Raw genomic sequence first — 10843 nt, 5'->3', positions numbered from 1 at the left:
CCTTGCACGACTCCACCGCAAGACATTATGTTATTCCAAGTCAGAAGTTATGCTGAAATACTCAATTAAATTGTTACTAAACTACTTAAAGTATCAAACTGTACCTACATAAATCAGTTCATCCCTTTATTCAGCAACGCCAGAAATTTATCTACTGCTACAAGTCCCGTTAGTTCACCAAACATCTCGTAGGGTATACCGAATCTCTTTTCTAAAATTTGTGCTGCACCCCGCATACTCTCACCTAATGCCAAAGTGAACGCAGAACTGCCGAGCGATCGTAACTGTGACAAAGTAGTACCATTAGCTGCGATGCCTGCGGCGGGCAAAGCCATCGCACTAGAAGAATCTTCAATGTGGCCATCTAGAACGCCAGAAAGGTCAGGGACGACAATCGGTACAAGTCCAAAGGAGGTGATAATCTCTTTAATTTCCTGTATATCGCCTGGGGTAAAAGCAGAACTTGCTAAAATTGTGATTTGTGTAGGGCAAGCGTTTTGCTTCTCGGTGTTTTGAGCGATTTCGCTAACTATACTCTCGACTGCACCAGCAAAGCCATCTTGCAATGTACCTTTAAAATCTGGTGTAGAGACAAGCACAATTGGTAAATAATCTAATTCTGGGTGACGGTGGCGAATCTCTTTGACAAAGCGCTCCATGTCATCGCCTCTAGTTTCCACAAGTCCAGTGGTACAAAGACCGATAATTTCCGGTTTCGATTTCTGTACTAAAGTGAGGATTGCTTGTTCCACTCTCTCCTCACCACCCAAAATCGTTGCAACTTCCGTCATTGCTGTAGTAGAAAGAGGAATCGTTTGACGAAAATGTTGCACTAGTACCGCCTTAGCTAAGGCGGTACAACCTTGGGAACCGTGTAATAAAGGCATCATTCCCTTCACCCCCAAAAAGGCTAAGGTTGCACCCACAGCTTGACTTTGCTTGAGAGGGTTAACAGCAACTGATGTACTCGTAACGCTAACAATTGCCATCAAACTGCCTCCTCTGACAAGGATGAGGAAGTAATTTCTCCCCCTGCCTCCCCTGCTCTCCCTGCTTCTCTGACTTCCCACGGAACAGGCTGGCGTACTTGCTCCCATACAGGATTGTAAAAAGTGGCATACAGTTCTTGTGCTATCTCTACTATTCCTATATAGCCTGCATAGGCATGATTGCGTTCTTTATTAATGTCTAGGAAAGGAATCCTGGCTATTAGAGCAGTGTCTAGATAACGACCATCAGCAATTAAAATATCAGCTTGATTCTTGTTAATTACTTGTAAGATTTCTTTAGGAGTTTCGGATTCTAAAACTATGCCATCTTGACCCAGAAAACTTTTGATTATAGCTAATTCATCTTCAGTATTATTCTGAGTACAGATAGCAGTAACTTTCATCCCTAATTTTTTGGTTGCAAAGATAATCAGCCAACTCTTGAAACTTTTAATAGAAAGGACAATGCGCTTACCTTGCAATCTGGTACGATAAGGAGTGAGTTTCTCTTCTAACACGTTAGTTTCTTCTGCAATTAGTTCTTCGGTATGTTCTACTAAATCAGGATGTCCTAACTTTGCAGCAATATTTTTTAAGCACTGATTGATTTGCTCTACGCCATAAATAGACTCTTCAATGTATGGAATATCATAGAGTTTCTCCATCTTTTTCGCTACATTGATTAATGCTTTTGAGGAGAGTATAACGTTGAGCTTTGCACGATGAGCATAACAAACTTCTTTATAGAGTGCATCGCCTGTAATTTTTGCTAAAACTCGGATACCTAATTTCTCTAACAACGGTAGAACATTCCATATTGCACCCGCGATGTTATAGTCACCAATCAGGTTAATGTCATAGGGTGTACTAGTATCTGGTTCAGTAGTTCCAATAATGTGTGAAAGCATTGCTTCACCAGCAACACGGTTCCCTAGATTTTGACTACCAATGAATCCAGGACAATGTACAGGAATAGTGGGTATTCCTGTTTTCTCAGTGGCATCTTTACAAATTCCTTCTATGTCATCACCAATCAAAGCGGTGATGCAGGTGGAGTAAACAAATACCGCAGCAGGTTTGTAGCGTCTTTGTAATTCTAGAATGCCTTTGTATAGCTTTTTAGCTCCACCAAAGATAATATCGCTTTCCTCTATGTCAGTGGTAAAACGTATCTTATACAGCATCGAACCAGAAGAAAGGCTAGTGTAGTTTCCCCAAATACTTGCAGCACAGCCGCTTGGGCCGTGAACTACATGAGCAGCATCAGTGATTGGGACTAGAGTAATCATTGCACTATCAAAAGCGCAACTCCCTTGAGCAGTTCCAGGTTGAGGTAATTGTGTGGAGGAATTTTTTTTCTTTTGTCTGTGCTGCTCATTGTCGCTATTTGATTCCCTGAGCGAATCGTTCATTTTTCTAGGTGTAGGGTTCATTTCTTTGATGAGAACGGGTAGAAGTTGTTAGCTAAATTGAGAAAAGTTGAGAGATAATTTTCATTCACTTGTTATATGTTTTAAGCATGAAATAAAAGGGAATGGGCAAGAAAATTTCCCATCCCCCTAAAAAATGGCCAACCAATCAAGAGAAGGAGAAAACAAAAAATAAACCTGTTACAAAAGTCATTGATATGGCAGGACAAGGAAGACAAGGGGGACAAAGAGAATAATTCTTACCTCCTGCCTTCTGCCTCCTGCTGCGTTAGCTACCAGCAACAATTTCGACGTTGCCTTTTTGCAGTGCTTCTAGTGCTTCACCCTCAGCATCTTCCTGCTTTTTAGCAGCTTCTTCTTGGGCATTAGCTGCGGCAATCATTTTTGCAGCATTTTCTTCACTTTCAAGGATACCAAACTCAATCAACAAATCTTCTAGCTCGTCCATTTCAATGGGTGTAGGAATAGCAAGATTTGTATTGTGGATAATCTTGTCTGCTAATGTCCGATATTCATGAGCTTGATTGCTATCAGGTGCATACTCATTAACGGTCATCCGACGCAATTCGGCGTGTTGCACGATATTGTCACGGGGGACAAAGTGAATCATCTGGGTACTTAATCTGGCTGCGAGGGTGCTAATCAGTTCGTCTTCACGGTCAGTTTTCCGGCTGTTACAAATTAGCCCACCCAAGCGTACACCACCAGTGTGAGCATATTTGAGAACGCCACGAGCGATGTTGTTAGCTGCGAACATCGCCATCATTTCACCAGAGGTCACGATGTAGATTTCTTGGGCTTTACCCTCACGAATTGGCATAGCGAAACCACCACACACAACGTCGCCCAACACGTCGTATGATACGAAATCTACGCCACTGTAAGCGCCGTTTTCTTCCAAGAAGTTGATGGCGGTGATGATACCGCGACCGGCGCAACCTACTCCAGGTTCTGGCCCACCAGACTCTACGCATCTAATACCCCGAAAGCCTTCAAGTACCACTTCATCAAGTTCCAGGTCTTCGACTGCGCCTCTTTCCGCAGCCAAGTGGAGTACGGTGGTTTGAGCTTTAGTGTGCAGAATCAAACGAGTGGAGTCAGCTTTCGGGTCACATCCAACAATTAAGATGCGTTGACCGACTTCTGCCATCGCGGCTAGGGTATTTTGGGAGGTGGTAGATTTACCAATACCGCCTTTACCGTAGAAAGCAATCTGTCTAATTTTGTCGTCAGACATGATGATTTTGTCTCCTGCAATTGTTTATTTGGTGGGTCTTTTGGTTTATTAGGTATTCACACTGTCAAGTTACAGATGTGACCTCGTGTAGAACGTTGTTGGAGGTGATGTGTAATATATGCTGGGGGCGATCGCTCTCCCACAAAAACATCTAATATTGAGTACATACAATTTGTTGTGAAATTTCTGGTTGTCATTAGTTCTGACTAATGACAAAACTGCTTTAGATGTACGGTTTTTTTGATGCGTCACCGTACCTTTGCGACTCCCACTACATTTACTCTCAATGCATCAAGCCAGATATGCTTGTCATGCAATATTGCTCAAGGGATACTGCAAGTACTACCAGATTCTCAGTCAGAATCTTCCGATTCAGCAACGTTGTTAGTTGTTGTAACAAAATCCTTAAAGGTTGCTCATACCTTTGAGTGGTTGCAGCAGGAATTCAAATTTACACAAAGTTATTCCCTAAACCACACAACCAACCATAATTGCAATCCACTCTAAACAGTCGCTACAACTTCCCCGATTCTGCTGATATCGTAGCCGCCAAGAATTTCAAATTGTGAGTGAACCATTCGATGTCCCAAAGTACTAAGCAATTGCTGTACTGGAGCTTCTTCCAAATATTCCTTGAGAATCACTAAATCGTATCTTGATTGATGTAAAGGGATAAATCCCAGTCCAAAGGCGGTAGCTACAGATGCCGTACTGATACCTGCATCGGCAATTCCTAATGCTACAGCTTGGGCAACATCTTGGTGACTTGTCACAATATGGTCAAAACCCTGAACAGCATGGAACGGTATTTGCTGTTTTTGGAGTGTTTGTTCCAAAAGTAAACGAGTACCAGCACCAATTTCGCGGTTAACAATAGTAGCTCCCTGTTCCACTAAATCACTAACTGTTCTGATTCCCATTGGGTTGCCTGGCTTTACCATAAGTCCTTCCTCCCAAACACCAAGGGTAATCAGAACTGCTTCCCTTCCAGCCAGAACATCTCGAACAAAAGGAGTATTATACTCACCAGTTTGGGGGTCATACATATGCACCCCAGCGATGTGCGCCTCACCTCGGCATAAACTGTATAATGCAGACATGCTATTGGCAAAGTTAAATTGCACTCGCAGTTGGGGATGCCAACGTTCGGTAGCCCTCGCCCACAATGAAATCACAGGCGCACAGCCAGCAATCACAACGGTGTTATGAAGTGTATCTAGATTATCGTCTAGAAGCCGGACTCGAACTTTATCTGTATCTGTTTGACGCTGACTCTCCAGGTTCAGCAGTTTGCTTATGCCAGGGAACCTGTCCACCGCAACTGCTTCACCGTCGGCGGGAATCATGTCTTGGCGAAACGCATCTTTGCCAATTAAGGGATAAGCTACCCATTGCCCTCCCACGCGGGCCAGACTGACTCGTGCCTGCTGACCAGCAGGAACAGGTTTGGCAAGCATTGCTTCAATTTCGGGTAAATCTCGCTCCAACCAGAATAGATCCTCTACTTGACAGCCAAGCGCCTTTGCCAAACGAAGTGTTATGGCCACTGAGGGAGCATATTGTCCCGACTCTACACCACTAATAGTCTGACGAGTAACACCAGCTAAGTTTGCCAAATCTTGTTGGCTCATGCCCAAGCGGGTTCTGATTGACTTCAAGTTGTTACGAAGATCGTTATCCTGCTTCATTGGCTTTAATCTCTTAGTTTTTAAAAGCCGAGCGCGGATTTAACTCGCATCTGCCAAGGCGAAAGCATAGCCTAGTAGTTTATGTCATTCTCTTAAATGACATGACTGTGCTTTCGCTGTTCTGATTCCCTCTATTCAAAGAATATCACATCTTTTGCAATTTTCCTTGCGATTCGCAATTTTTTTTGCGGAAAATTGTTTTTTGGCTGCTGGTTATGGCTTAGAAGCCCTCAATCATCGCCAACAAAAGACTTATTTAAAATTTTAATTTTACCAACTAATTTGGTAAAAAGTAATTCTCAATACAGTTTTAGAAATTAGTTTCGGCTTTGATGCTTGATAGGTGAGTCATACAAGCCATAAAGAATATACCACCAATTAATTTTGCTCTTTAGGGTAAGTTTTGCCCTCACTAAAAATTACTGTTTTCACCTAAAGAAATATGCACACATCTATTGCACGTCTATCTACCAAGATGTGCAACTCCTCAGGGGCAATTTATAGTTGTTTGCGCCACAGCAATGGAGAGAATAATGATTACTGAAGAAGACTTAGCCCAACAATTTACCGTAATTATTAAACATACTCACCCGCGGGTATGGGAATTACTACGTCATTGTTATGTGAAGGTGATTAATTCTAAATCTTACTTAACAACAGCGAGTATCAAAACGTGTATCCGCCATACAAGATACATTGGGATTTACTGCCCCAAGAGACTAATTAATGCGCTAGAAGTGGAAAAAAATCTACTTAGAGAAGTAGCTGAATACATAGGGCTAGTTGAAGTTGTTTGTTTGAATGCCAACAACTTAGTGCGCGATCCCTTGTCAAATATTAAGGAAGCTTATCCACAATTTTGGTTAGACTTACTCTGGGTTGTCACCCAAGAACAATAACGCTAACTATGAAGAACTAATTCTTCTGCAATATTCATGCAGAGAATTGGCAATATTAATTTTAAAGCTTGCCAAAATCCTATGAATCAATCATGTCTACCTCCAGATGATTTGCCTTCAACTCAAACAATAAGGGTGAGTGAAATACTATTGAGGCAACTTGAAGAAGCAACTAAGAAAAGCTTTTTCTTGGCGTGCGACAACATGACACGTACTTTATTATGTAGTTGTCATTGGTATTTCCAAATCAATAGTGGCATTCTGATTTTGATGGTGATTTGTTACGATATGGAAAGTTATCGCAACATCATGAAAACTGTTCCTCATTTTGCTGAGAAGTTAAAACAGTTTAGCAACACAGCCAAGATTACTGTCAGTTCTCCAGTTAATAAAGGGATACCGTGGGTACTCAGCATAGATAACATCTTGCCTGAAAGTGACTTGCCTAGTACCTGATAGCTAATCTTATTGCCAAGATTAGAAGATAATCTTGCTTGTGCAATGCGATTGCGCCAGTCCTGAGTTGTCAGTTCGGTGGCGCGGCGCGATCGCGGCTTGCTATCAAGGTTTTTACTTATTTTATCCTTTACCCTTGCACTTTATTCTCTTTGATCCCCCCGAATATCTTGATTTATCTAGGTTTTTTGTTTATTCTGCAAGCCCTAATTAATGGAGGTATAAAAAGCGCAGCATCAAAAGTATCAAGCCCCCGGATTTATCCGTGGAGACTAATAATTTTGAATTTTGAATTTTGAATTTTGAATTCCCCGAAGGGGTTGACTAATTGCTTTTTAGCAGATGCTTGTTTTTTATTCAGTGCAAAAGCTATGCCAACTGCAAGAAATACCCCACCTACGCTACTGGGTTCAGGAACGGGTTTAGGAGTAACACCCAGAGGACTAAATCCATATTTAACTAGTACTTTTTGCCCATCTGATGACAGGATGTAATCAGCTAATTCTTGACCTTTGGGACCAGCATCTTTCAGTACAGTCAAGCCATAATCTGCTTTGATTGCTAAGTTTTCTGGCAATTCCACGACTTTCAAATTTGGTGAAATTTCTAATGCCGCCAGCGCGCTCGTGTAATAGGATATGAACGCATCTACTTTTAACTCCAAAGGAGCTTCTTGCAGACCCCAAGCTATAAGACCTCCTGATGTAAATTTATCAGGCGGTACTAATTCCTGTGTGAAAAAAATAGATTTTTCATTCAAGTTTTGTAAGCTTCCTGGTAAGATGGCATCTGCTTTTCGATAAACATCTTGTGTATAAGCACCTAAAGGATCTGATAAAGGTGGGAATGTACCTATTTTGTCAACATTACTCAGGAATTGTTGTAAAAAGTTATCGGTTGTTAATTGCGAGTCTGAATTAGTAACTGCTACTAAACGGTTGTTAGTAAAGTTTATGACTGGCCCACTCAGCCCCTTTTGATATAAGGTTAGAGGGTTGCTAATATCAGCACTAGCAAAAACATCAGCTTTTTGGCCATTTTCTATGCGTTCACGCTGTAAACCAGAAAAGGCAAAACTTGTTTCTACAGTCACACCAGCTACATTTTCAAAGTTTTTAGCTACTTCGGAAAGCGCACCTCTTAAGCTACCAGCACCAAATAGAGTAACTTTGTCAGGTTTTGTTGGAGATATCTCTTTAAAGGTAGCAGCTAAAGTTTGTTTAGCAAGAGGGATATGAAAAATACAGGCAGTTAGCGAGGCAACAAGTAAGTACTTTTTCATCGTTTTGATTCAGTAATGTCTGGAAATGAAAGTGTGTGAGAATTCAAGTTGCTATTATTCCTTTACTACTCAACTTGATATGCACAAGTGTTTACTTACTTATCAGGTTACGTAGGCGTAGCCCGCCGCAGGCATCGCCCACTTGAGTTTTAGCTAACTTTCTCTGCAAGGCAAAAGCTACACAAAAAGCAAGTAAAATTCCACTAACTCCTTGAGATTCGGGAATAGACCTCGGACTACCAAATCCATACTTTGCCAGTATTTGTTGCCCTGTTGGTGAAAGGATGTAATTAGCTAGTTGTGAACCTTCAGGATTTGCACCCTTGAGTACTGTCAAACCATAGTCAGCTTGGACTTTTAAGCTATCTGGCAATTCTACTATCTCAAGACTTGGTGAAATTTGTTGAGCGGATAAAGCACTGGTGTAATACACCAAATAGATATCTGCTTTATTAATATCTTGCAGATAGTAGACTATGCTCCCCCCTGGACTATTTCTATTCGGTGGTAAAGTACCTGATAAGATTACGGCTTTAGCGTTTAGCGATGCAAACCTACCTGGTGCAATTGCTTCGGCTTTGCGAAATACTTCGACACCGTAATCTCCCAAGGGATCGCTTACAGGTCGAGAAATGCCCAATTTAATATCGGGATTGAGGAACTTATCTAGAAGATTCTCTGTGGTGAGTGAGACTTCAGGTGTGGCGATCGCATAAATCGGATTAGTGGCAAAGTTTTTGACTTCACCGCTGATGTTGTTTTGATACAGTGCAAGGGCATTACCTAAATCTGCACTAGCAAAAACATCTGCCTTTTCTCCTGCTAACAACCTATCTTTTAACGACCCAGAGGAGGCAAATTCTGTTGTCACAGGAATGCCAAATTCTTGAGTAAAGCTACTAGCTACCTCTGACAGCGCACCCCGTAAACTACCAGCAGCATACAGGGTAACAGCGAAGGCTTGGGTTGGTATGGTTACATTGACAGCACAAGCTATCAATGAAAAGGCAAAAAGTTGCTTTTTCATAGTTGGTATAATCTTTTGCTTTTTTTTGTATTAGTGATGTATGAATTCTCAGTCAATAACGCTCAAACATTCTTTTTGCTTGACGTTAACGTCTATGTACTTTTATTTTCCCAGCTATCATACCAACTAGGTTGGAAAAAATCAATTTAATAAGTAATCAAACGCTAACTTTATCAACTATTTAAGTAAATAATACTATTAATATAGTGCTATTACTAACTCAGCATTTGTGAATTTATATTCTGACCAGCTTTCTTAAAAATGTTATCAAGTTAGTTGCAAGCTACTTATTTTAACTTTTAAACAGTTGCTGTAGGTTGTTGATATCCGCAATAGTACAGTAGGCACGTAAATGTTTTAGGCGAAGCTTTGTTTCACGCAACAAAGCGTTTTACTATCGCCCATAGGTATGCATCAAGATATCATTTTTTAAGCATTATTTTAAGCATTAGCGATCCAAATATGATGGCTAGAGTAAAATTCTCCACGTTGTTCTAAGGCAAATCCACCCAGCAATAATCCCAGCCATACCTCAACCATTGGCATCTTTAAAACCTGTTGAAGGTGAACTATACAAACCTCGCCTTTAACAGTGGCAAGATGTTGTGCGATCTCCGTTTGCCATTTTTGGACTGTCTATGATTCTGGATGTAAAGGGCAAGGACGTACTGGACAGTGATTCGGGCTAATCTCGAACATGTCCTTATATTGAAAAAGTGAGACGCTATATTGTTGAGCAAATGCCTGCAACACTTGGTCGGTATAGGCACGAATTTTACCAGCCGTTAGTCCAAAACAGTGAATTGGCTCTAACCGACAAATGGGTTTTTGTCCAAGCCAGAGTTCTGCTGTTAAGGCATGTAATGGTTTATCTCCCGGTTCTTTATATAAGTACAGCACAGCGAAATATGTTGCTGGTGGTTGAACGCTGATTGCATCCAGTTGCCCGGAATCCTCTTTGGCACGGCGGCGTTAGAAGGAGCGGCGATTATGGCAAATTTTTGGATTCCAACATCCATCTGCTTCGGCTCCGTGCAATACTTTAGCTTTAGAAGTTGGTAACTTCGCGCACAATTGGCACTTGGGATCTAGTGGCTTCGGCATTTGTATAACACTTTCAATTAGTCAGTATGCCAAGGAGAATTTTAATTAATAGAGTTAATTCTTCAGGAACTCGATATAATTTGAAATCTTCGGTTATCTGTTTTTCTTGACGAGAATATGTCACAAATCGCCAATCTTCACCTGTAGTTACTGCTCCATAAAGAATCGGATTATCTGAGTTTATCCATTGGTCAAGTGCAATTAGCTCTACAGCCAATTGTATAAATCCTCTGCTCAAGTCTGCTTGTTTAGCTTTAATCACTAACAAGCCTTGACCTTTATCAATGTAGTAATCTAAACTTCCTTTTAGTTGGTCGCTAACATTAATCGGATACTCAATATTCAATTGAGTTTGAGCAATTTCACACACTTCTAATAGTATAGGTGCAATAATTACTTGCTTGCGTGCATCTTCACTTAGCAACTTGACTCGTCGGAGATTGCGTTCAATCACTCGCTGTAATTCTTCAGTTCTATTAAGTACAGATTCTATTTTTGGTAATTGCAACTGTTTGCGTTCATAAGTGCGTCCTAGTTAGCTCAGAATATCTTCTGGAGAAAACGGAAGTTCAAAATACTTGCTAAATGTATAGCCCTCTTCTGTCACTTTCCGGGTATTCTGAATAAAAGAATAAAAAAAGAAAACCCTGAAAGGTAAGTGGGGCAATGGATGTAGAGTTACAAATCCTGAAACATTTAGCAAGAGATGCTCACCCAACAGTTGCGATCAT

General features: G+C 41.0%; 9 protein-coding genes and 3 pseudogenes. 4 read left to right on the top strand and 8 right to left on the bottom strand.

Translation table 11 applies throughout. The features are described from left to right. Positions 1–112: pseudogene (locus RMY31_RS31415) on the top strand (IS1 family transposase); the annotation flags it as partial. A gap of 19 nt (positions 113–131) precedes the next feature. Here the strand turns inward: RMY31_RS31415 and nifN are convergent. Next, positions 132–989, bottom strand: a pseudogene (gene nifN / locus RMY31_RS31410) (nitrogenase iron-molybdenum cofactor biosynthesis protein NifN); the annotation flags it as partial. Beyond that, positions 989–2422 (bottom strand): nitrogenase iron-molybdenum cofactor biosynthesis protein NifE, encoded by a 1434-nt coding sequence (gene nifE / locus RMY31_RS31405; RefSeq protein WP_322667174.1) that lies wholly within the window; start codon positions 2420–2422, stop codon positions 989–991. The pseudogene nifN and the gene nifE, both read right to left, overlap by 1 nt. A gap of 101 nt (positions 2423–2523) precedes the next feature. Here nifE and RMY31_RS31400 point away from each other — a divergent pair, with 101 nt between their 5' ends. Then, positions 2524–2655, top strand: a complete 132-nt coding sequence (locus RMY31_RS31400; RefSeq protein WP_322667176.1) for a hypothetical protein — start codon at positions 2524–2526, stop codon at positions 2653–2655. A gap of 32 nt (positions 2656–2687) precedes the next feature. Here RMY31_RS31400 and nifH read toward each other — a convergent pair whose 3' ends face one another. Both nifH and RMY31_RS31390 read right to left on the bottom strand, forming a co-directional pair. After that, entirely contained in the window at positions 2688–3656 is a 969-nt protein-coding gene (nifH, locus tag RMY31_RS31395) for a nitrogenase iron protein (RefSeq protein ID WP_322667178.1), read from the bottom strand. A gap of 503 nt (positions 3657–4159) precedes the next feature. Further along, positions 4160–5344: a substrate-binding domain-containing protein gene (locus RMY31_RS31390; protein ID WP_322667180.1), complete on the bottom strand. Its 1185-nt coding sequence runs from the start codon at positions 5342–5344 to the stop codon at positions 4160–4162. A 533-nt stretch (positions 5345–5877) separates the two neighbouring features. Between RMY31_RS31390 and RMY31_RS31385 the strand changes: the two genes are divergently transcribed. Next, entirely contained in the window at positions 5878–6243 is a 366-nt protein-coding gene (locus RMY31_RS31385; RefSeq protein ID WP_322667182.1) for a hypothetical protein, read from the top strand. Between the two features lie 81 nt (positions 6244–6324). Next, positions 6325–6699, top strand: a complete 375-nt coding sequence (locus tag RMY31_RS31380) for a hypothetical protein (protein WP_322667184.1) — start codon at positions 6325–6327, stop codon at positions 6697–6699. A gap of 259 nt (positions 6700–6958) precedes the next feature. On the opposite strand, the gene RMY31_RS31375 is transcribed toward RMY31_RS31380, so the two are convergent. The 4 genes and pseudogenes from RMY31_RS31375 to RMY31_RS31360 all read right to left on the bottom strand — a co-directional run bounded on the left by RMY31_RS31375 (position 6959) and on the right by RMY31_RS31360 (position 10620). Then, entirely contained in the window at positions 6959–7981 is a 1023-nt protein-coding gene (locus tag RMY31_RS31375; protein ID WP_322667186.1) for a substrate-binding domain-containing protein, read from the bottom strand. A gap of 91 nt (positions 7982–8072) precedes the next feature. Next, entirely contained in the window at positions 8073–9008 is a 936-nt protein-coding gene (locus RMY31_RS31370; RefSeq protein WP_322667188.1) for a substrate-binding domain-containing protein, read from the bottom strand. A 636-nt stretch (positions 9009–9644) separates the two neighbouring features. Then, positions 9645–10112: pseudogene (locus tag RMY31_RS31365) on the bottom strand (hypothetical protein). Positions 10113–10125: 13 nt separating this feature from the next. Then, positions 10126–10620 carry a hypothetical protein gene (locus tag RMY31_RS31360; RefSeq protein WP_322667190.1) on the bottom strand — a complete coding sequence of 165 codons (495 nt, stop codon included), beginning with the start codon at positions 10618–10620 and terminating at the stop codon, positions 10126–10128. Positions 10621–10843: the final 223 nt, after the last annotated feature.

It is taken from the genome of Dendronalium sp. ChiSLP03b, assembly GCF_034531165.2.
GTDB classification, from domain to species: Bacteria; Cyanobacteriota; Cyanobacteriia; order Cyanobacteriales; family Nostocaceae; genus Dendronalium; species Dendronalium minutum.
Note: the sequence above shows the minus strand (reverse complement) of the source record. Positions and strands in the feature narration are given on the sequence as shown.

Bases quoted from the DNA above. Each gene is read 5' to 3' on its own strand.
- RMY31_RS31385 (WP_322667182.1), top strand. From the start codon at position 5,878: ATGATTACTGAAGAAGACTTAGCCCAACAATTTACCGTAATTATTAAA.
- nifH (WP_322667178.1), bottom strand. From the start codon at position 3,656: ATGTCTGACGACAAAATTAGACAGATTGCTTTCTACGGTAAAGGCGGT.
- RMY31_RS31400 (WP_322667176.1), top strand. From the start codon at position 2,524: ATGGGCAAGAAAATTTCCCATCCCCCTAAAAAATGGCCAACCAATCAA.
- RMY31_RS31375 (WP_322667186.1), bottom strand. From the start codon at position 7,981: ATGAAAAAGTACTTACTTGTTGCCTCGCTAACTGCCTGTATTTTTCAT.
- RMY31_RS31390 (WP_322667180.1), bottom strand. From the start codon at position 5,344: ATGAAGCAGGATAACGATCTTCGTAACAACTTGAAGTCAATCAGAACC.
- RMY31_RS31370 (WP_322667188.1), bottom strand. From the start codon at position 9,008: ATGAAAAAGCAACTTTTTGCCTTTTCATTGATAGCTTGTGCTGTCAAT.
- nifE (WP_322667174.1), bottom strand. From the start codon at position 2,422: ATGAACCCTACACCTAGAAAAATGAACGATTCGCTCAGGGAATCAAAT.
- RMY31_RS31380 (WP_322667184.1), top strand. From the start codon at position 6,325: ATGAATCAATCATGTCTACCTCCAGATGATTTGCCTTCAACTCAAACA.